Source organism: Corynebacterium efficiens YS-314 (assembly GCF_000011305.1).
Taxonomy (GTDB): domain Bacteria; phylum Actinomycetota; class Actinomycetes; order Mycobacteriales; family Mycobacteriaceae; genus Corynebacterium; species Corynebacterium efficiens.
Genome location: NC_004369.1, coordinates 1,372,397 through 1,392,423, shown reverse-complemented (window position 1 = coordinate 1,392,423; position 20,027 = coordinate 1,372,397). Strand labels below are relative to the sequence as shown.

The window sequence follows — 20,027 nt, the reverse complement described above, 5'->3', positions numbered from 1 at the left end:
CCAGTGTATGGGGTGGCAGATCAGAAGCGTTCGATCCGGTGCAGTTCGTAGAACTCCCGGTAGCGGGGATTGCGCACGGCATCATCGATCACCGGGGTCATGTCGAAGTCCTCTGCCGCGTCCATGAGCTCGGCGGTGCTGGTGAACTGGGAGAGTTCATACAGCGATGCCCAGGTCGGGATGACCAGTCGCAGCAGCCCGGCGCGCCACCCCTCCAGGACGAGATCGGGTGGGAAATACCCGGTGGAGGATGCCTCCCGGGTGTTACCGTCCGCGTGCTGGCCGTCCGGTTCAACGGCGATGAAGGAAAAGGTGTCAAACCGGGCCTTGTCCCCCTCGGGGCTGGCCCAGCGGGCAAACGGAACGATGAGGTCAGTGCGGATGACCAGTTTCTCCTGGGTGAGCATCTCGGTCAGAGAGATCTCGTGGCGTTCCAGCCTGGCGCGGTAGGAGTGGTAGCGGCTGGCATCCTGGACCAGCTCCCCGGCATCGCGGTGCTCCGCCAGCAGGGTACCCGCCTCCTCGAAGAGTTCACGCACCGCGGCGAAGACAAGGGCATAGGCGACCTCCGGGGTGGTGCCCAGGCGCTGCGCCCACTCCAGGGCATCAGGGCCCTTCCAGATATCGGGGCTGTGCCCGGCGGAGAAATCCGGGAAGTCACGTGGATCGACGCCACCACCGGGAAAGACCGTGGCGCGGGGAAAGTGCGGCATGGTGGACACCCGTTCCTGGATGTAGACCTCGAGTGTCGGCTTCCCCTCAAAGTTACCGTCCCGGACCAGCAGGACGGTGGCAGCCAGTCTACGACCGCCCAATCCCTCCATCACCATGCCTGCACCACACTTTCTCGATCAACCATGAACAAGTCTAGGGAAGCCACCCCGCCGGTTTATATTCAGCTCTTGGCGCGACGGGTCCGTGCACGGCGGACACGCCGTGCGAAGTACCGATCCCCGATGCGGTCCACCTGGATCGGCTGGTGGAAGGTTGTGGACAGGTTCTCGTCGGTAAGCACCTGATCGATGAGTCCCTGGGCGACGATCTCTCCCTCATCCAACAGCAGGGCGTGGGTGAAACCGGTGGGGATCTCCTCCACATGGTGGGTGATCATCACGATCGCCGGGGCATCCGGATCCAGTGCGAGTTCACCGAGGTAGTTCACCAGATCCTCACGCCCGCCCAGATCCATGCCGGCGGCTGGTTCATCGAGGATGAGCAGCTCCGGGTTGATCATCAGTGCACGCGCAACCAGCACGCGCTTGCGTTCACCCTCGGACAGGGTTCCCCAGGTGCGGTCACCGAGGTGGAGGGCACCGACCCGTTCGAGGATCTCCGTGGCCTGGTTGAAGTCCATCTCGGTGTACTCCTCACGCCAGCGACCGAGGATGGCGTAACCGGCGGAGACCACCAGGTCACTGACCTTCTCATCCCCGGGGATCCGGTTGCCCAGGGCGGAGGAGCTCACGCCGATCATGCCACGCAGATCGCGCATGTCGGTCTTTCCCACGAGCTCCCCCATGATGCGGGCACGACCGGCGGAGGGGAATTCCTCGGCGGAGGCCATGCGGATCAGGGTGGTCTTGCCCGCACCGTTGGGCCCGATGATCACCCAGCGTTCGTCCAGTTCGACCTGCCAGTCGACGGGGCCGACGAGGTTCCGGTTATCGCGGGTGAAGGTCACACCCTGGAAGTCGATGAGGAGATCCTCGTTGTAATCCTCTTGAAGTTCAGTCGCTGCGTCATTCACATCCTCCATCATGTCCGATTTCCCCGGTCCCGTGTGGAACTGACACAGCTCGTCTAAGATTTTGGCAGGGTTCGACCGGGGTGATCGCCACCCCCGTCGCCTGCTACAAGTCCGTGTTGAATCTGCACCGCTAATGAGGAGAAAACTGTGACTGGTCGTCTCGGTATCGATGATGTTCGCCCCCAGCTTCTGGATAAGAACCCGGCGAAGGCGGTGGTCGGCGAGATCGTGCCTGTCTCTGCGATCGCCTGGCGCGAGGGCCATGACGCCATCTCCGCGACGTTGAATGTCCAGGGCCCGGCGGAATCCTCCGTGGCCGCCGACCCGATCCAGATCCCCATGCGGCAGACCCCCGGCAACCAGGACCAGGTCAACGCCTTCTTCGTCCCCGATGTTCCCGGCACCTGGACCTTCCGGGTCGATGCCTGGTCCGATCCGATGGCCACCTGGCGCCACGCCGTGACCACCAAGATCGAGGCCGGTCAGTCAGCCAGCGAGCTCTACAACGATCTCGAGCACGGTGCGCGCCTGTTCGAGCGCGCCGCGGAGAACCTGCCCGAGGGTGAGCGCGAGACGCTTCTCGACGTCGCGGTCTCGCTGCGTGGTGACGGCAACCTCCGCGCCCGCATCGCCCCGGGGATCTCCGCCGAGACCACGCAGCTGCTGGAGCGTTACCCACTGCGCGAACTGCTCACCCGGGGTGAGAACCTGCAGGTCAAGGTGGAGCGTCGCGACGCTCTGGTCAACTCCTGGTACGAGCTGTTCCCCCGCTCCACCGGCGGCTGGGACGCCAACGGCAACCCCGTCCACGGCACCTTCGCCACCACCGCCAAGGCCCTCGACCGCGTGGCCGCGATGGGTTTTGACACCGTCTACTTCCCCCCGATCCACCCGATCGGTGAGGTCAACCGCAAGGGCCGCAACAACAGCCTCACCCCCGAACCCCATGATGTCGGTTCCCCCTGGGCGATCGGCTCCAAGGACGGTGGCCACGACGCCATCCACCCCGAGCTGGGCACCGAGGAGGATTTCAAGAAGCTGCTGGCCCGCGCCGGGGAACTCGGCCTCGAGGTCGCCCTCGACCTCGCCCTGCAGGCGGCGCCCGACCACCCGTGGGCGAAGGAGCACCCGGAGTTCTTCACCGTACTGCCGGACGGCACCATCGCCTATGCGGAGAACCCCCCGAAGAAGTACCAGGATATCTACCCCCTCAACTTCGATAACGCCCCGGAGAAGATCTACAAGGAGGTCTACCGTGTGGTGAAGTACTGGGTGGACCTGGGTGTCACCACCTTCCGCGTGGACAACCCCCACACCAAGCCCGCCAACTTCTGGCAGTGGCTGATCTCCGAGATCCACGAGACCGACCCCGATGTCATCTTCCTCGCCGAGGCCTTCACCCGCCCGGCGCGCCTGTACGGCCTGGCCAAGATCGGTTTCTCCCAGTCCTACACCTACTTCACCTGGAAGGTCTCCAAGGAGGAGCTCACCGAGTTCGCCACCGAGATCGCCGAGATGGCCGACATCTCCCGCCCGAACCTGTTCGTCAACACACCGGACATCCTCCACGCCTCCCTGCAGCACGGGGGCCGCGCGATGTTCGCCATCCGTGCCGCGCTGGCCGCCACCATGTCCCCGTTGTGGGGCGTGTACTCCGGTTATGAACTCTTCGAGCACCAGGCCGTCAAGCCCGGTTCGGAGGAGTACCTGGATTCGGAGAAGTACGAACTGCGCCCGCGTGATTTCGAGGCCGCGCTGGAAACCAGTGACTCCCTGGAGCCCTACATCACCGCCCTCAACGAGATCCGTCGTGCCAACCCCGCCCTGCAGCAGTTGCGCAACATCCACTTCCATGAGGCGGATAATGATCAGATCATTGTCTACTCCAAGGTCGACGCTCTCACCGGCAACACCGTCCTGGTGGTGGTGAACCTGGATCCACGGTCCGCCCGTGAGGCCACGGTCAATCTGGATCTGACCGCCCTGGGCCGGGAACCCGGCGCCACCTTCGAGGTCCGTGACGCGATCACCGGGGTCACCTACACCTGGGGTGCCACCAATTTCGTCCGCCTGGAACCACTCAAGGATGTGGCCCACATCTTCGTCCTCCCGGAGCTGCCGGCAGCACGTCGTGAGCGTCTGGCCTGGCGTCAGATCGACAAGTACCGCGCATAGATCCCGTACGCGGGCGCCCGAACTGCGGTAGCGTCGAAACAGTCAAACCCACTGAATACCCCTTGATTTTTCCCGATAAGGACGAATGTCATGACCCCTGCTTCCGCGAATGACCTGTTGATCCCTGAAGAGGATCTCAACCGGTTACGCCACTGCCACCACCACAACCCCCACGGTTTCTATGGTTGGCATGCCACCGACGACGGCTCGGTGATCCGCACCCGCCAGATCGGCGCAGAGAAGGTCGAGCTGGTCCTGGGTGATACCCAGATCGTCATGAATCCCATCGGCGATGACATCTTCGCCATCAAGCTCGGCAACCGGGAGGCCTTCGATTACCGGCTACGGGTCACCTGGCCGGGACAGGATCCCGTGGTCACCGCCGATCCCTACATCTTCCTGCCCACCCTGGGGGAGATGGACACCTACCTCATCTCCGAGGGACGCCACGAGCGTCTGTGGGATGTACTCGGTGCGAATGTGAAAACCTATGAGACCACCCTGGGCCAGGTCCGTGGCACCGCCTTCGCGGTGTGGGCGCCCAATGCCATCGGTGTGGCCGTGATCGGTGGTTTCAATGGGTGGAATGCCTCCCAGCACGCCATGCGCTCCCTCGGTGGTTCCGGTATCTGGGAGCTGTTCATCCCCAACATCGGTCCCGGCGAGGTCTATAAGTTCGCCATCCAGACCCGGGAAGGCCACCGCCGGGACAAGGCCGACCCCATGGCGCGTCTGGCGGAGCTGCCACCGGCAACCGGATCCATCGTGGTGGAATCCGACTACCAGTGGCAGGACTCCGAGTGGATGGACAAGCGCGCGGAGATCGACACCGCCACGACCCCGATGAGTGTCTACGAGGTGCATCTGGGTTCCTGGCGCTGGGGCCGTTCCTACGCCGAGCTGGCCACCGAGCTGGTGGACTATGTCGCCGACCTCGGTTACACCCATGTGGAGTTCATGCCGGTCGCGGAGCACCCCTTCGGCGGGTCCTGGGGTTACCAGGTCTCCGGTTACTACGCCCCCACCTCCCGGTGGGGTTCACCGGATGAGCTGCGCAAGCTTATCGACGCCTTCCACGCCCGTGGCATCGGCGTGATCATCGACTGGGTCCCCGCCCACTTCCCCAAGGATGACTGGGCACTCGCCCGGTTCGACGGTCAGGCACTCTACGAACACCCGGACTGGCGCCGCGGTGAACAGAAGGACTGGGGCACCTACGTCTTCAACTTCGGTCGCAGTGAGGTCCGCAACTTCCTCGTCGCCAACGCCCTGTACTGGTTGGAGGAGTTCCACGTCGACGGGCTCCGCGTGGATGCCGTGGCATCCATGCTCTACCTCGACTACTCCCGTGAACACGGCGAGTGGGAACCCAATGTCTACGGTGGCCGGGAGAACCTGGAGGCCGTCCAGTTCCTCCAGGAGATGAACGCCACCGTGCAGCGAGTTCACCCGGGGGCACTGACCATCGCCGAGGAGTCCACCTCCTGGCCCGGTGTCACCGCACCCACCTGGGACGGTGGCCTGGGCTTCTCCCTGAAATGGAACATGGGCTGGATGAACGACACCCTGGAGTACTTCTCCAAGGATCCGATCCACCGCTCCTTCCACCACAATGAACTCACCTTCTCCCTGGTGTATGCGTTCTCGGAGCGTTTCGTCCTGCCGATCTCCCATGACGAGGTTGTCCACGGCAAGGGATCACTGTGGAATCGCATGCCCGGCGACACCTGGAACAAGGCCGCCGGCATGCGCACCCTGCTCGCCTACATGTGGGCACACCCGGGTAAGAAGCTGCTGTTCATGGGACAGGAAATCGGCCAGCGTGACGAGTGGTCCGAGGCCCATGAACTGCCCTGGGGTGTCGTTGAGGGCTGGCAGGGTGAATACCACGAGGGTATCTCCGACCTTGTCCGTGAACTCAACTCCACCTACAAGGAGGTCACCGCCCTCCATCAGCGGGACTTCTCCGGTGAGGGCTTCACCTGGAACAAGGCCGATGACGCCAGCAACAACATCCTGGTGTTCACCCGCCACGGTGACGACGGCTCCCAGGCGCTGTGTGTCTTCAACCTCTCCGGCACCTCCCAGCCGGAGTACCAGATCGGTGTCTCGGGTGGAGGTTCCTGGCGACTGGTGCTCAACACCGACGATGAGCAGTATCACGGAGCCAACAACCCGCTGCCGGAGACCATCGAGGCGGAGAAGATCGACCGGGATGGTTTCCCCTACACCACCACCCTGCACTCCCCCGCGATGAGTGCACAGTTCTACGTCTGGGAGGGCTAACCCCCTCGGACAGTGACAACTGCCCCATGACCGACTGGAAAGTGGCCATGAGGCAGTTTCTTGTCTGTGTGGGGCTAGTAGAGGGCGCTGGCCATCCGCCCGCGTGCGCTGAGCACCCGGGGATCGGTTGCGTCAAATAGTCCGAAGAGCTCGATGAGACGATTCTTCACCGCATCCTTCTCCTTGCCCGCGGTCCGGGTCAGGAGGGCGATGAGCCGGTTGAAGGCCGCCTCGGGGTTACCCGCGACGATCTCCGCATCAGCCGCGGCGAAGACCTTGTCCGGGTCGCCGGGATCCGCGTCGGCCTCGGCAATGACATCGGTGTCCCCGGGGGTGGACCCCAGACGACTCATCAGCATGGCGATGTCCCGGGCCTGCTTGATCTCGGTGTTCTTCGGTTCCTCGGCGAGGATCTCCTCATAGATCCTGATCGCCTCCTCGAAGTTGCCGGTGTTGAGGGCGTCGGTGGCAGCGTCGAGACGCGGGTCCTCCGGCGCGACAGACTCTGCGGCTGGGGCACCCTCAGGCAGTCCCTCCAGCTGCGGGCCGACGGCCTGGATGACGGAATTGACCCACTGCTCGATGGCTTCCGCGGGCTGGCCGCCCTGGAAATCCGCCAGTGGCCGTCCGGCGGCCACCGCGATGGTGGTCGGCAGGCCCTGTACCCCGAATACCTGGGCCACGTCAGGGGTGGTGTCGGCGTCGACATACGCGAAGATGAAAGACAGCCCCGACTTGTCGGCCAGGGTGGTGAAATCAGTTCTGAGCTGTTCCGACACCGGGCTGCGCGAGGTTCCGATCAAAACAATGACGGGCACCTGGATGGATCGGCGCAACACCTCATTTTCTAGATTGTCCATGGTGACGGTGATGGACGTGGCGATCCCATGGGAGGCGGGTCCCGCCTCGTGGTTCTTCTGGCGGGCCTCGGCACGGGCCTTCACCTCGCCCAGATCAATGGCGCCACTGGCAAAACGGCCGGGTGTGGTCACGGTTGCTTCACTCTTTCTCGGGTTCTCGGCGGATGGTCTCATCCAACTCTACTGATCACCGGACAGACGCTCCTCGACGGCTTCCACCTTGCGGGTGAGGGTATTGGTATAACCCGGGCGGATATCAGCCTTGATGACCAGGGAGGTACGCGGAGATACCCGGGAGACAGCCTCCGTGGCGCGTTTGACCACATCGAACACTTCGTCCCACTCCCCCTCGATGAGTGTGAACATGGCATTGGTCTCATTGGGCAGACCTGATTCCCTGACCACACGGATGGCCTCGGTGACAGCATCGGCCATCTCCGCGTTGGGGTTGTCGGTTACGGTTGGGGCAACTGAAAAGGCGATGAGCATGAGGCCAGATTACCCGTGATCACCGACACCAGCCTTATTACTGCAGGTGCGTGGTCACAGGAATAGAATATTGACCATGACTGAAAACCCCCAAGCCATTGATATCCCCCACGAGTACGTCGTCTGCCTTGATCACGTCGGCATCGCCGTCCCTGATCTCGATGCCGCCGTCGAGTTCTACCGCAGTGCATTCGGGTGGGTCAACCACCATCAGGAGACCAACGAGGAGCAGGGCGTGACCGAAGCCATGGTCGGCCCGAAGAACATGACCGACACCGACGGCATGCTCCAGCTGCTCGCACCGCTGAATGAGGAATCCACCATCGCCAAGTTCATCGAGAAGAAGGGGCCGGGCCTGCAGCAGATGTGCCTGCGCACCCACCACCTCGATGAACTGTCCGACTACCTGCGCAAGCAGAATATCCGCCTGCTCTATGACACCCCGAAGATCGGCACGGGCGGAGCCCGCATCAACTTCGTCCACCCCAAGGATGCCGGTGGCGTGCTGCTGGAACTGACCGAGCCCGCGAAGTAGGGTTCTAGCGCCTGTCCCAGCAGGCCTTGTGCCAGTGTCGGCGGTCATCGGCCCGGCCCCCGGTATCCCGGGGCCAGGCCACCACATGGGCCACACCCGGGGGGATGTTCTGATTACATCCCGGGCACACGTAGAACTTCGTGGCCGCTGAGCTGCCCATCTGACGGACCATGTACGGCTCACCGAAAGCCCACCGGGGCCCGTCCTGCACCTGGGTCCCCCAGTAGGCCGCACCGTCGCGGGGCAGTTCGCGCGGTGCGATTCTCATTCTCCTGTTCCTGCGTGCCACCTGATATCCCCCTAGAACAGTGTGAGCTCGTTGGATTCGATGCCGCGCAGGGTCTGGTAGTCCAGGGTGACGCACCGGATACCACGGTCCTCTGCGAGGGTGCGGGCCTGGGGCTTGATCTCCTGCGCCGCGAACACCCCCTGGACGGGTTTGAGCAGTTCATCCCTGTTGAGCAGTTCCAGGTACCGGCTCAGCTGCTCCACACCGTCGATATTTCCGCGGCGTTTGATCTCCACGGCGACGGTCTGCCCATCAGCATCACGGCAGAGAATATCCACGGGCCCGATTGCGGTCGGGTACTCCCGGCGCACCAGGGTGTATCCCTCACCGAGGGTGGTGATGTGTTCCGCGAGCAGCTCCTGCAGATGATCCTCCACGCCGTCCTTGACCAGGCCGGGGTCCACGCCCAGATCATGGGACAGCTCGGAGTGGATCTTCTCGACGGTGATGCGCAGCTGCTCCCCCTTCTTGTTCTCCACCACCCAGAGGTGGACACCCACCTCCTCACCATCCTCATCGGTGATGGGGGTCTCGGTGAGGGTGCAGGGAGGTGTCATCCAGTTGAGGGGCTTGTAGGCCCGGTCATCGGCGTGGATGGAGACTGAACCATCCGCCTTGACCATCAGGAGGCGATCCGCCATGGGGAGATGGGCTTCAAGACGGCCTATATAATCAACTGAACAACGGGCAATGACAAGACGCATGCCCCTACAATAACCAACCCGGTCAGGAACGTCCCTTCCGGGTGTCATTGCGGTTCTGATTCTTGAGGAAATCAGCAGCGGTGAGGGTGTTTTCCGTCCGGGCGTCACGGGCGGCCTCCAGCCATGCGGTGAAGGCCATCTCACCATAACCATCCATCGCCATCTCCATCTCCGCATCCTTCGACCGAACATGCAGGATGCGGGTGTCGGAGGACATGAAAACCGCCTCATCGGTGGTCGGCTCCCGACGGTTCAGGAGTTCCACCGATCGGCGGTTGAAGATGATATCGGCCATGGGCGACAGGGAGCGCAGCTTGAAGTACTCCAGGTCATTGCCGTTGTAGCGCAGGGAACCATGACGCCAGCCATGGACCCCGGTCTGAGGGAGGCGACGCAGGATGACCGTGGTGCCCCGGGAGCGCAGGGTGAAAAAACGCCACGCCGCGAGCACGACAGCAAGAAGCGCGATGATCACCAGGGCCGTAATAATGAATTCCACGGTGAAGTGTGTCCTCCCTGCATCAAGAGAAATGTTTTAGTAGATCCTACCCACAATCATGGGTAATCAAAAAAGCCCGCCTGGGCTGATGATGCAGTCAAGGACCAGTGGTTGTCGCGTCACGCACGTCCGGCAGGATCGTCACGTCGCGGCGTCGACAAGCAAAAGGCGAACGCCCGCCGGCAGCTGGAGGGTATCCAGCGCCGGCGGGCGTTCGACAGCTAAACGGAGGGTACTAGAGACCTTCGCTGCTGCGGCGGACCGCGCGCAGCCCGGCCTCGGCACGTGCCTTGGCCAGCTCGTCGTCCGAATTCAGATCAGCCTCGGCGGATGCGGAATCAACCTCATGCGCCCAGACGGCGAAGTCCGCGAGGATCGTCACCTTTTCCTTGGATACGGAGAGGAATCCACCCTGCACGCCGGCAACAAGCCTGTCGCCGTCCGTGGGCTGGATGGTCACGACACCGTTCTCGACCAGCTGGCCGAGCATCGGCTCGTGATCGGGCAGCACGCCGATCTCACCCTCGGTGGTCTGAGCGGTCACGATGCTGGCCTGACCCGACCAGAGCATGCGCTCGACAGACACCAGTTCAACGGTGATTTCAGCCATGTGTCTCTACCCTACTTTCCGGTCAGCTTCTTGTACGCAGCCTCGACGTCGTCCAGGCCACCCAGACCGTTGAATGCCTGCTCCGGGTAGTGGTCGAAGTCGCCGTTGCAGATGCGCTCGAAGGCATCGATGGTGTCAGCCAGCGGCACGTAGGAACCAGGCAGACCGGTGAACTTCTCCGCAACGAAGAAGTTCTGGCCGAGGAAGCGCTCGAGACGACGGGCGCGGGCCACGGTGATCTTGTCCTCTTCAGACAGCTCGTCCATACCGAGGATGGCGATGATGTCCTGGAGTTCCTTGTTCTTCTGCAGGATACCGATCACGCGCTGGGACACCTCGTAGTGACGCTCACCGACGATCGACGGCTCGAGGATACGAGAAGTCGAGGTCAGCGGGTTCACCGCGGGGTAGATACCCTTCGATGCGATCGAGCGGTCAAGCTCGGTGGTGGCATCCAGGTGGGCGAAGGTGGTCGCCGGAGCCGGGTCGGTGTAGTCATCGGCAGGGACGTAAACGGCCTGCAGAGAGGTGATCGAACGGCCCTTGGTGGAGGTGATGCGCTCCTGGAGAACACCCATCTCGTCAGCCAGGGTCGGCTGGTAACCCACGGCGGAAGGCATACGACCCAGAAGGGTGGACACCTCGGAACCTGCCTGGGTGAAACGGAAGATGTTGTCGATGAACAGCAGAACGTCCTGGTTCTGGACATCGCGGAAGTACTCCGCCATGGTCAGACCGGACAGAGCCACGCGCATACGGACTCCCGGCGGCTCATCCATCTGACCGAACACCAGAGCGGTGTCCTGGAGCACGCCCATCTCCTCCATCTCGAGGAAGAGGTCGGTACCCTCACGGGTACGCTCACCCACACCAGCGAACACCGAGGTACCGGAGAACTCGCGGGCGATACGGGTGATCATCTCCTGGATCAGAACGGTCTTGCCGACACCGGCACCACCGAACAGACCGATCTTGCCGCCCTTGACGTACGGGGTCAGCAGGTCGATGACCTTGATGCCGGTCTCCAGGATCTCGGTCTTACCCTCGAGCTGGTCGAATGACGGCGGCTCGCGGTGGATGCCCCACTGCTCGCCGTCACGGCCGAGGCCGGGAACGTCCAAGCAGTCACCGAGGGCGTTGAAGACGTGGCCCTTGACGACGTCACCGACAGGCACGGAAATCGGCTTACCGGTATCGGTCACGGTTGCACCACGGACCATGCCGTCGGTGGGTGCCATGGCGATGGTACGGATGAGGTTGTCGCCGAGGTGCTGAGCAACCTCGAGGACAACGGTCTTGGCGACTGATTCGAGGGTAACCTCGGCAGTCAGTGCGTTGTACAGTGCCGGCAGCTCGCCGCGGGGGAACTCCACGTCGACGACCGCGCCAATGACACGCACGACACGGCCGGCAGTAGCTGCCTGCTGTGCGTTCTGCTCTGTAAGAGCTGTAGTCATAATCTAGTCACTTTCTCCGCTGCCGGACAGCGCACCAGCGCCACCGACAATCTCTGTGATTTCCTGGGTAATCTGTGCCTGACGAGCCGCGTTGGCCACTCGGGAAAGGTCCTTGACCAGTTCCGTTGCGTTGTCAGTTGCAGACTTCATCGCGTTTCGACGTGAAGCGGACTCTGCAGCGGCTGCCTCCAGGAAGATGGAGAACAGCCTACGGGAGATGTACTGCGGAAGCAGAGCCTCCAGCAGAGTGTCCGCGTCCGGTTCGAATTCGTAATCCGGCTCGATTTCGTTCTTGCCATCGGAAAGAGCGCTCTCGCCACGTTCGAAGATATCGTCTTCAATAACCGGCTCGACCGGCAGCAGCTGGTGCACCACCGGCTTCTGAGTCAGCATGGAAACGAATTCGGTGTAGACCACGTGAACCTGGTCGAAGCCCTGGATCTCCTGGCCTTCAGCCACGTTCAGTCCATCGCGCCACTTCGCCGTGCCATCCGAGGTGGCGGTGAAGCCATCAATCAGGTGGCGACGGACATCGTGGGTGGCATTCCAGTCCGGATCCTGTGAGAATCCGGTCCAGGCACCTGCGACGTAGTCCTCGCGGAACTTGTAGTAGCCCACGCCCTTACTACCGGTGACATAACGAACCACTTCGTATCCCTGCTCGGCGAGGAGCTTCTCCAGCTCCGCAGCCTTCTTGAACACGTTGTGGTTGTAGCCACCAGCCATGCCGCGGTCCGAGGAGACCACGAGCACGGCGGCTCGCTTGCCGCCTTCACGCTCACGCAGCATCGGGTGGTCGAGGGAGCTTGCCGACGCGAGACGCTCCAGAACCTTCTGGATCTCCTCGGCGTACGGCGCAGCTGCCGCGACGCGACCCTGTGCCTTGGTGATGCGTGAGGTGGCGATCAGCTCCTGAGCCTTGGTGATCTTCTTGGTTGAGTTGACCGAACGGATCCGGTCACGCAGTTCGCGAAGATTAGCCATGGTTCAAACGCCTCCCTTCAGTTGCTTGGTCAGTCATGTTGTCTGAGGCTTTCTGCCTGTACTACTTGCCGACCTTGCGGGAGACGGTGAGCTGGTCCTTGCGGACCTGACCAGCGTCGAGGGCATCAACCTCAGGCTCATTGATGATACGGGTACCATCAGTGGTCTGGAAGGTGCCCTTGAACTGCTCGGTGGCCTGGAGCAGGGTCTCCTTGGACTCGTCGGACAGGACAGCGCCGCCGGCGATCTGCTCGTACACCTGTGGGGCGTTGGAGCCGAGGTACTCATGCAGTTCGGTCTCGAAGCGACGGACGTCATCGACGGGAACGTTGTCGAAGGCGCCCTCGCCTGCGAGCCACAGGGAGATGATCTGGTACTCAACAGCCTGAGGTGCATTCTCAGACTGGATGAGCAGCTGAACCAGACGCTGACCACGCTCGAGCTGAGCCTTGGACGCAGCGTCCAGGTCAGAGGCGAAGGTGGCGAATGCCTCGAGGTCACGGTAGGCAGCCAGGTCCAGACGGAGTGAACCGGCAACCTTCTTCATGCCCTTGGTCTGAGCTGCACCACCCACACGGGAGACCGAGATACCGACGTTGATCGCCGGACGGACACCACGGTTGAACAGGTCGGACTCAAGGAATACCTGACCATCGGTGATCGAGATCACGTTGGTAGGAATGAAGGCGGAGACGTCGTTGGCCTTGGTCTCAATGATCGGCAGTGCGGTGATGGAACCGGCACCGAGATCATCGGACAGCTTCGCAGCGCGCTCCAGCAGACGGGAGTGCAGGTAGAAGACGTCACCCGGGTATGCCTCGCGGCCCGGTGGGCGGCGCAGCAGCAGGGAGATGGCACGGTAGGCCTCAGCCTGCTTGGTCAGATCATCGTAGATGACCAGGACGTGGTTGCCCTGGTACATCCAGTGCTGGGCGAGAGCAGCGCCGGCAAATGGTGCGAGCCACTTGAAGCCGGCGGCGTCGGAGGCGGGAGCAGCCACGATGGTGGTGTACTCCAGAGCGCCCTGCTCCTCGAGGGTCTTGCGCAGGGCTGCAATGGTGGAGCCCTTCTGACCGATGGCGACGTAGATGCAGCGAACCTGCTTCGTCTTGTCGCCGGTCTCCCAGTTGGCCTTCTGGTTGAGGATGGTATCGACACAGACCGCGGTCTTACCGGTCTTACGGTCGCCAATGATCAGCTGTCGCTGTCCACGGCCGATCGGGGTCATTGCATCGATAGCCTTGATGCCGGTAGCCATGGGCTCTTCGACCGGCTGGCGCTCAAGCACGGAGGGTGCCTGCAGCTCGAGGACACGGTCCTCTTCAGCCACGATTTCGCCCAGGCCATCAATTGGCTGGCCAAGTGGGTTGATGACGCGACCCAGGAATTTCTCGCCGACGGGGATAGACAGAACGTCTCCCGTACGACGAACCTGGTCGCCTTCCTTCAGTAGCTCGTAGTTACCCAGGACCACGACGCCGACGGAATCGGTGTCGAGGTTCTGTGCGACGCCGATGACGCCGCCCGGGAATTCCAGGAGCTCGTTCGCCATAACAGACGGGAGGCCCGAAACCTGGGCAATACCGTCAGCGGCCGAAATAACCACGCCGACCTCCTCACGGGAGGCCTCCGCGGAGTAGCTCGAGGTGTAGTTCGCAATCGCGCTACGGATCTCATCGGAGGAGATCGTCAGCTCCGCCATGTTCTTCCTGCTCTCGGTTGTTTCTTCCAGCATTACTTATTTTGTCTATTCGTCGTGTCTTAAGCGAAGGTTGCGCGGAGGCGCTCGAGCTTGCCCGAGGTGCTTCCGTCAATAACTTCGTCTCCGACGCGGATGACCATGCCACCGAGGAGGCTGGTATCAACCTCGGAGTGGATGCTCATCGCACGACCGTAAATTCGTCCCAGCTTGTCAGCCAGCGCCTGCTGCTGTCCATCGTTGAGATCAACCGCGGAGACAACGTGTGCCACGGAACGGCCCTGCAGCTTGGCTGCAGCGGCTGCCAGTGCGGCAACATCGTCGATCGGATTGTGCTCGGGGCGACCGATGACCTGGAGTGCGAGGGCTTCGGTAACAGAGGTCACCTTGCCGTACAGCACCTTGGCCAGCAGGTCGCGGCGGGCAGCCGAGTCCTGGGTGCGATCGGAGAGCAGCTGTGTCAGCTGGCTTTCACGATCAAGGATCCGGCTGAGACGGAACAGTTCGTCCTCCACCCGGCCGAGCTGACCCTGCATCTCCGCTGAGCGGAGCAGGGCGCGACGGCCGAGACCAACGAGTCCGGTGCGGAACTCGCGTGGGGTTGACCAGGTCTGCTCTGCGGCATCCTTGAGGATCTCGAGAGTGACCTGGGAAACCTTTCCACCGAACACGGCCCCAATGAGGCCGACGCGCTGCTGCGCGTCCTTCGAGGAATCAGCCACTGCGACACGCAGACCGCGGTCGCCGTCGAGAACCTCGACGACGTCGAACAGCTCGGTTCCGGCCTGGGCGGCAACTGCGACGGTGTTGTCTGCCTTGAGGGCAGTGTCCAGATCGGACGATACCTTTGCTAGTGCCTCACGGCTCGCTGCGTGCATGTCGCTCACTTTCCGTTCGGTGCCACGGTGTCGAGGTCGGCGAGGAAGCGATCAATGGTGCCGGAGCGCTTGACATCGTCGGAGAGCTGGTCTCCGAGAAGGTGCTCGGCGAGGTTGATCGAGTTCTGGCCCATTTCGCGGCGCAGTTCGTTGACGACCTGCTCGCGCTGTGCCATGAGCTGCTTCGTTCCAGCCTCGATGATGCGGTTGCTCTCTTCTTCGGCCTTCGCCTTCATTTCTACCTCGATCTGCTTGCCGCGCTCACGCGCCTGCTCACGGATCTCAGCAGCTTCGGTGCGGGCCTCAGCGAGCTGTGCGTTGTACTTTTCAAGGGCAGCCTTCGCCTCGGCCTGTGCGGCCTCGGCACGCTGAATGCCTCCCTTGATCCGGTCCTCACGCTCAGTCAGGACCTCCTGGAACTTCGGAAGAACAAACTTCCAGAAGACGAACAGGATGATCAGAAACGGGATGAGGGACCAGACGATGTCATAGGCCTTGGGCAGCAGAATGGAGTTACCGCTCTCAAGAGGAAGGTACTCCGCATTTGCGTGCGCAAGGATATAGATAGGATTCGCCATGGTTTACCAGCTTTCGGTTAGGTAGCTGATTAAACGAAGAGGAAGCCAGCAACGAGGCCGATCAGTGCCAGGGCCTCAACGAAGGCGATGCCCAGGAACATGGTGGTACGGAGCTGTCCGGCCATCTCAGGCTGACGTGCCATGCCCTCGAGTGCCTTGCCGACCAGGATGCCGATGCCGATGCCGGGGCCGATGGTAGCGATACCGTAGCCAACTGCACGGTAGTCAGCGACTGCAGCAACAGTGTCAGCCTGAGCCAGGATGATTTCGTTCATGAGAATGTCGTTCCCTTTCTGGTGCCCAGATCTTCTGGGTTAAGAGGTGTTAAGTGGGGTTATTCAGTTGACCGTGTGGTCCGCCCGCCACTGTTCCCAATGAGGGTCCGGTGACGACCTTTTGGGTTCATCTAGTGAGAATCCGCATGCAACGAGAGTTCAATGTACACCGCAACCAGCAGGGCGAAGATGTACGCCTGCAGGAAGATGATGATGACCTCGTAGATGGTGAAGAGGATACCTGCGGCAATGGTGACACCGGACATCGCGGTCCAGCCGTTCATCTGCCAGAAGAAGAAGTTCGTGGCGGAGTACAGCAGAACCAGGATGAGGTGACCGGCCAGGAAATTGGCCATCAGACGCAGGGCCAGGGTGACTGGCCTCAGGATGAACGTCGAGAAGAACTCGATGGGAACCACCAGGATGTGAAGCAATGGTGGAATATTCGGGACGACCACGGAGGACTTCACATACTTGAAGAATCCGTAGCGCTTGGAACCCGCGTAGATAAACGCGATATATCCAGCCAGAGCCATCACGAGCGGCATGCCGATTCGTGCGTTCGGCGAGATATTGAGTCCCGGAATGATCGTCGCAGCGTTCATCATGAGGGTCGCGAAGAAGATGGTGGCGATGATCGGCAGGAACCGACGGCCTTCCTTCTTTCCGAGAATGTCCTCAGCGATGTGGATGCGGACGAAATCGAGTGCATACTCTGCAAAATTCTGGACACCATGCGGAATCAGCTTTGGCTTGCGCATGGCCCAAAGGAAGAAGATCACCACGATGGCTGCCATCAGAAGACGGATCAGCATCAGGCGATCAAGTGCGAACCAACCATTGGCGAAGTCTGTGAACAGCATGTCCACCACTTCGCCACTTTCGGTTACGTGCCCCGGGAAAAATTCGTCGTCCAAGTTCGGGGCGTGGAATTCGCCCTTCATGGACAGTGTTGTAACGCTCAGCGTTCTCTCCCGTGTTCGGGCCGTGCACGCGTGGGTTTGTGCACGGTGCGATGGACGTCTGAAAAACTCACTGCAACCGTTACGGACTCCGTCGCACATCAGCGCAACGGTTACAGGGGACGTGCTCCTCGGTACCGTCTCTGGCTATATAGTCTGCTGCCGTTGAAGGTCCCTCGGTTCAACCCGCGTAATAGACTAACAGGAGATTTGAGCTTTTATCCAAGTGGGGCGGGGGCAGACACCACCCACACGGGTTCATGGTGGAGAAATACCGTGTGAGCGGGAGCTTTCACCAGATGTTAGGTGTGTCACAAATGTCCGTTTCGTGTCGAACGGGGGTAATTCACCACCCGCCCGCTGAGAATTTTGTGGCATTTCTCTGCAAGATCCGTGCTGGTCAGCCCCCAAAGTTATCAAGTTCCCTCAAAGCCACCCTTTTCCCCCACCCGCGACACTGTCGGGGCATCAACAATCGCCCGGCCCGGCTGATTCCAGCCACCCTCCCCCTCCCCCGAACGGACATTCCATACGTACGGTTCACCACACTCCCCGGAAAACCAGAGGCCCCACCCCTCCACCGCAGTGGAGGGACGGGGCCGTGGCATCTACCGGGGTGATGTCTACCCGACGTAGGTGACCCTGGCGGTGATGACCCCCCAGACCTCAACGGCGAGCACCACGATCAGGGCGAGGACAACGGTGACAAAGAATGCCATGGTGTCATAGAACTCCATGTTCCGGATGACTGCCATGACACCGATCAGCACCACGATCTTGAGCAGCCAGCTCCCCAGCACGATCGCGCCGGTGGTGGCGGCATCCGTATTGGAGGTGATCAGCACACTCAGCGCGGTGAGGAGCACGAAGCCACCACCGAGTGCCGCACCGATGAGCACTCCCCAGATGCCCGGGAGATCGCGCAGGCCTCCCCACACCGCCAGGGAGATCAGGGTGATCACGATCAGGGCGATGGAGCCGAACTTCACCGCCCGCAGCAGGGGCCGGCGGTGGTCATCGAATTCGGACACCCCGGGCTTGTCGGGCGGGGTCTGCGGTGTTGCTGAGTTCTGGGGCTGTTGATTGCTCACGTCGGGGAATCCTACCGGGTTGGGCGGGAGAACAGGAAAGACTCCCACTCCCCCGCAGGAAAAAGCGACTGATCAAGTTTTCATACTAGACTGTGGCAGCTTTCCCGCCTTCCTGTCCCGGAGGAGGGGAACGACGGTCAGCAAGGCCGCCAGCACCAGACCGACCACGGTGAACCCGAGCGCGAATGCGGGTGGAACCACGGAGAAACTCACCGCACCGAAGGCCACCACGGTCACCCACATGTACAGCACCAGCACCACCCGCCGGTGGGAATGCCCCAGTTCCAGGAGGCGGTGATGCAGGTGCATCTTGTCGGGCGAGAAGGGCGATGCTCCCCTGCCCACACGGCGGATCACGGCCATCACCAGGTCCAGCAGTGGCACCGCCACCGCCGCGACCACCACGATGATCGGGGACATCAGGGCGATCATGTCCACGGTGCCGTACAGGCTCATGTTGATCTTGCCGGAGGCGGAGGTGGAGGCGGCCGCAAGCAGCAGGCCGATGAGCATGGAGCCGCTGTCCCCCATGAAGATCCTGGAGGGTTCGAAGTTGTGGGGCAGGAAACCGGCACAGATCCCCACGAGGGCGGCGGCGATGATCGCCGGTGGATACGCGGAGACCGCGCCGTTCTGGTCAAACAGGATGGTCAGGGAGAACACGAGGATCGCAGCACCGGCGATCATGCCCACCCCGGCGGATAGTCCGTCCAGGCCATCGACAAAGTTCAGGGCGTTGATCAGGGTCACCGTGAACAGGGTGGTCAGGATCGTCGACTGGAACTGATCGATGAGCAGGGTGGTGCCCCCGCCGAAGGGGATGAACAGGATCGTCCAGGTCAGACCCAGCAGGCTCATGGTCATCGCACCGACGATCTGACCCACCAGTTTGGTGATCGCATCCAGGTCGAAGAGGTCATCCAGGGCTCCGACCACGACGATGACAAAGCCTGCCCAGATGACGGCGTTCATCTCCGGTGTGATCGGCATGAACCCGCGTGTCAAGGCTGGGAGCTGGTCAGCGAGGAATACCGCACCGAGGAAACCACTGAACATGGCCACCCCACCCAGGCGTGGTTTGGGCATGGTGTGCACATCGCGCTCGCGGATCTCGTCGAGACGCCCATAACGCACCATGAGGGTGCGGATGATGCCCGTGGTGAGGTAGGTGATCGCGGCCGCAACCAGGATCACCAGTCCGAGTTCACGCAGCGGGATCCCCGCGAAGCCGGCACCCATATCTACCGCAGGCTTTCCGCCGTCACTCCCAGAACCTCACCGATGCGTTCTGCACTGATGGCACCCTCACGCAGGAGTTTCGGGTGGGGGCCGGAGATGTCGATGATGGACGATGGCTTGCCGATCGCGCATTCACCGCCATCGAGGTAGACGGAGACATTCTGGTTGAGCTGCTGACGCGCCTCGGTGACGGTGCTCGGCGGGGTGTGACCGGAGATGTTCGCCGAGGAGACCGCCATGGGGCCGGTTTCCCGGAGCAGTTCGATCGCCACCGGATGCAGCGGCATGCGCAGCATGACGGTGCCACGGGTGTCACCGAGATTCCACGGCAGGCTGGGTGCCTGGGGCACGATGATGGACAACCCACCGGGCCAGAAGGCCTGCACGAGTGTGCGGGCCTGCTCTGAGTAGTGCTGGACCAGACCCTGGATGGTGTCCCAGCTGCCGACCAGCACGGGCACCGGCATGTCGGGGCCGCGGTGTTTGGTGGCCAGCAGGTTGGCCACGGCCTGGTTGTTGAAGGCATCGCAGCCGAGGCCGTAGAGGGTATCCGTGGGTAGGACAACGAGCTGCCCGGCCTTCACGGCGTCGACGGCGGCTTTCAGGCCGGCAACACGGGATTCCGGGTCGGCGCAGTCATATACTCTGCTCACTCTGGTGCTCCTATAAA

General features: G+C 62.0%; 21 protein-coding genes. 3 read left to right on the top strand and 18 right to left on the bottom strand.

Annotated features, from left to right (window positions below; genetic code table 11):
* Positions 1-20 precede the first annotated feature (20 nt).
* Positions 21-830: an NUDIX hydrolase gene (locus CE_RS06660; RefSeq protein WP_006769288.1), complete on the bottom strand. Its 810-nt coding sequence runs from the start codon at positions 828-830 to the stop codon at positions 21-23.
* Positions 831-895: 65 nt separating this feature from the next.
* Positions 896-1,759, bottom strand: a complete 864-nt coding sequence (locus CE_RS06655; protein WP_006769287.1) for an ABC transporter ATP-binding protein — start codon at positions 1,757-1,759, stop codon at positions 896-898.
* A gap of 135 nt (positions 1,760-1,894) precedes the next feature.
* Between CE_RS06655 and CE_RS06650 the strand changes: the two genes are divergently transcribed.
* Positions 1,895-3,922 (top strand): alpha-1,4-glucan--maltose-1-phosphate maltosyltransferase, encoded by a 2,028-nt coding sequence (locus CE_RS06650; protein ID WP_006769286.1) that lies wholly within the window; start codon positions 1,895-1,897, stop codon positions 3,920-3,922.
* A gap of 90 nt (positions 3,923-4,012) precedes the next feature.
* Positions 4,013-6,208 carry a 1,4-alpha-glucan branching protein GlgB gene (gene glgB / locus CE_RS06645; RefSeq protein ID WP_006769285.1) on the top strand — a complete coding sequence of 732 codons (2,196 nt, stop codon included), beginning with the start codon at positions 4,013-4,015 and terminating at the stop codon, positions 6,206-6,208.
* 74 nt (positions 6,209-6,282) lie between these two features.
* On the opposite strand, the gene CE_RS06640 is transcribed toward glgB, so the two are convergent.
* Positions 6,283-7,200 carry a tetratricopeptide repeat protein gene (locus CE_RS06640; RefSeq protein WP_041628374.1) on the bottom strand — a complete coding sequence of 306 codons (918 nt, stop codon included), beginning with the start codon at positions 7,198-7,200 and terminating at the stop codon, positions 6,283-6,285.
* A 48-nt stretch (positions 7,201-7,248) separates the two neighbouring features.
* Positions 7,249-7,557 (bottom strand): thiamine-binding protein, encoded by a 309-nt coding sequence (locus tag CE_RS06635; protein ID WP_006769282.1) that lies wholly within the window; start codon positions 7,555-7,557, stop codon positions 7,249-7,251.
* A 76-nt stretch (positions 7,558-7,633) separates the two neighbouring features.
* On the opposite strand from CE_RS06635, the gene mce reads away from it, so the two are divergent.
* Positions 7,634-8,092 (top strand): methylmalonyl-CoA epimerase, encoded by a 459-nt coding sequence (gene mce / locus CE_RS06630; RefSeq protein ID WP_006769281.1) that lies wholly within the window; start codon positions 7,634-7,636, stop codon positions 8,090-8,092.
* Positions 8,093-8,096: 4 nt separating this feature from the next.
* Here mce and CE_RS06625 read toward each other — a convergent pair whose 3' ends face one another.
* The 14 genes from CE_RS06625 to CE_RS06560 form a co-directional block, all read right to left on the bottom strand.
* The gene (locus CE_RS06625; protein ID WP_035109478.1) at positions 8,097-8,381 is read right to left on the bottom strand and encodes a hypothetical protein; all 285 of its coding nucleotides are present in this window, start codon (positions 8,379-8,381) and stop codon (positions 8,097-8,099) included.
* Positions 8,382-8,392: 11 nt separating this feature from the next.
* On the bottom strand, positions 8,393-9,085 hold the full coding sequence (gene nucS, locus CE_RS06620) for an endonuclease NucS (RefSeq protein ID WP_035109476.1): 693 nt from the start codon (positions 9,083-9,085) through the stop codon (positions 8,393-8,395).
* 22 nt (positions 9,086-9,107) lie between these two features.
* Positions 9,108-9,584, bottom strand: a complete 477-nt coding sequence (locus CE_RS06615; protein ID WP_006769278.1) for a DUF2550 domain-containing protein — start codon at positions 9,582-9,584, stop codon at positions 9,108-9,110.
* 235 nt (positions 9,585-9,819) lie between these two features.
* Positions 9,820-10,194 carry a F0F1 ATP synthase subunit epsilon gene (locus CE_RS06610; RefSeq protein WP_006769277.1) on the bottom strand — a complete coding sequence of 125 codons (375 nt, stop codon included), beginning with the start codon at positions 10,192-10,194 and terminating at the stop codon, positions 9,820-9,822.
* 11 nt (positions 10,195-10,205) lie between these two features.
* Positions 10,206-11,651: a F0F1 ATP synthase subunit beta gene (gene atpD, locus CE_RS06605; RefSeq protein WP_006769276.1), complete on the bottom strand. Its 1,446-nt coding sequence runs from the start codon at positions 11,649-11,651 to the stop codon at positions 10,206-10,208.
* 3 nt (positions 11,652-11,654) lie between these two features.
* Complete coding sequence (locus CE_RS06600) at positions 11,655-12,635, bottom strand: F0F1 ATP synthase subunit gamma (RefSeq protein WP_006769275.1); 981 nt, start codon at positions 12,633-12,635, stop codon at positions 11,655-11,657.
* A 61-nt stretch (positions 12,636-12,696) separates the two neighbouring features.
* Positions 12,697-14,337, bottom strand: a complete 1,641-nt coding sequence (gene atpA, locus CE_RS06595; protein ID WP_011075387.1) for a F0F1 ATP synthase subunit alpha — start codon at positions 14,335-14,337, stop codon at positions 12,697-12,699.
* 59 nt (positions 14,338-14,396) lie between these two features.
* The gene (locus tag CE_RS06590; RefSeq protein ID WP_006769273.1) at positions 14,397-15,212 is read right to left on the bottom strand and encodes a F0F1 ATP synthase subunit delta; all 816 of its coding nucleotides are present in this window, start codon (positions 15,210-15,212) and stop codon (positions 14,397-14,399) included.
* Between the two features lie 5 nt (positions 15,213-15,217).
* Complete coding sequence (locus CE_RS06585) at positions 15,218-15,790, bottom strand: F0F1 ATP synthase subunit B (RefSeq protein WP_006769272.1); 573 nt, start codon at positions 15,788-15,790, stop codon at positions 15,218-15,220.
* Positions 15,791-15,819: 29 nt separating this feature from the next.
* Complete coding sequence (locus CE_RS06580; protein ID WP_006769271.1) at positions 15,820-16,065, bottom strand: ATP synthase F0 subunit C; 246 nt, start codon at positions 16,063-16,065, stop codon at positions 15,820-15,822.
* 131 nt (positions 16,066-16,196) lie between these two features.
* Positions 16,197-17,009 (bottom strand): F0F1 ATP synthase subunit A, encoded by an 813-nt coding sequence (gene atpB, locus CE_RS06575; RefSeq protein WP_006769270.1) that lies wholly within the window; start codon positions 17,007-17,009, stop codon positions 16,197-16,199.
* A 641-nt stretch (positions 17,010-17,650) separates the two neighbouring features.
* Entirely contained in the window at positions 17,651-18,118 is a 468-nt protein-coding gene (locus tag CE_RS06570; RefSeq protein ID WP_407921246.1) for a hypothetical protein, read from the bottom strand.
* Between the two features lie 72 nt (positions 18,119-18,190).
* Complete coding sequence (locus tag CE_RS06565) at positions 18,191-19,357, bottom strand: glycosyltransferase family 4 protein (RefSeq protein WP_006769268.1); 1,167 nt, start codon at positions 19,355-19,357, stop codon at positions 18,191-18,193.
* A 2-nt stretch (positions 19,358-19,359) separates the two neighbouring features.
* Complete coding sequence (locus CE_RS06560) at positions 19,360-20,010, bottom strand: L-threonylcarbamoyladenylate synthase (RefSeq protein ID WP_006769267.1); 651 nt, start codon at positions 20,008-20,010, stop codon at positions 19,360-19,362.
* Between the last annotated feature and the right edge of the window lie 17 nt (positions 20,011-20,027).

Excerpts from the sequence above, each read along its gene's own strand:
- CE_RS06610 (WP_006769277.1), bottom strand. The coding sequence starts at position 10,194 with ATGGCTGAAATCACCGTTGAACTGGTGTCTGTCGAGCGCATGCTCTGG.
- CE_RS06580 (WP_006769271.1), bottom strand. The coding sequence starts at position 16,065 with ATGAACGAAATCATCCTGGCTCAGGCTGACACTGTTGCTGCAGTCGCT.
- CE_RS06590 (WP_006769273.1), bottom strand. The coding sequence starts at position 15,212 with ATGCACGCAGCGAGCCGTGAGGCACTAGCAAAGGTATCGTCCGATCTG.
- CE_RS06565 (WP_006769268.1), bottom strand. The coding sequence starts at position 19,357 with ATGGGTGCCGGCTTCGCGGGGATCCCGCTGCGTGAACTCGGACTGGTG.
- nucS (WP_035109476.1), bottom strand. The coding sequence starts at position 9,085 with ATGCGTCTTGTCATTGCCCGTTGTTCAGTTGATTATATAGGCCGTCTT.
- atpB (WP_006769270.1), bottom strand. The coding sequence starts at position 17,009 with ATGAAGGGCGAATTCCACGCCCCGAACTTGGACGACGAATTTTTCCCG.
- CE_RS06585 (WP_006769272.1), bottom strand. The coding sequence starts at position 15,790 with ATGGCGAATCCTATCTATATCCTTGCGCACGCAAATGCGGAGTACCTT.
- CE_RS06635 (WP_006769282.1), bottom strand. The coding sequence starts at position 7,557 with ATGCTCATCGCCTTTTCAGTTGCCCCAACCGTAACCGACAACCCCAAC.
- CE_RS06660 (WP_006769288.1), bottom strand. The coding sequence starts at position 830 with ATGGTGATGGAGGGATTGGGCGGTCGTAGACTGGCTGCCACCGTCCTG.
- glgB (WP_006769285.1), top strand. The coding sequence starts at position 4,013 with ATGACCCCTGCTTCCGCGAATGACCTGTTGATCCCTGAAGAGGATCTC.
- mce (WP_006769281.1), top strand. The coding sequence starts at position 7,634 with ATGACTGAAAACCCCCAAGCCATTGATATCCCCCACGAGTACGTCGTC.
- atpD (WP_006769276.1), bottom strand. The coding sequence starts at position 11,651 with ATGACTACAGCTCTTACAGAGCAGAACGCACAGCAGGCAGCTACTGCC.
- atpA (WP_011075387.1), bottom strand. The coding sequence starts at position 14,337 with ATGGCGGAGCTGACGATCTCCTCCGATGAGATCCGTAGCGCGATTGCG.
- CE_RS06655 (WP_006769287.1), bottom strand. The coding sequence starts at position 1,759 with ATGATGGAGGATGTGAATGACGCAGCGACTGAACTTCAAGAGGATTAC.
- CE_RS06600 (WP_006769275.1), bottom strand. The coding sequence starts at position 12,635 with ATGGCTAATCTTCGCGAACTGCGTGACCGGATCCGTTCGGTCAACTCA.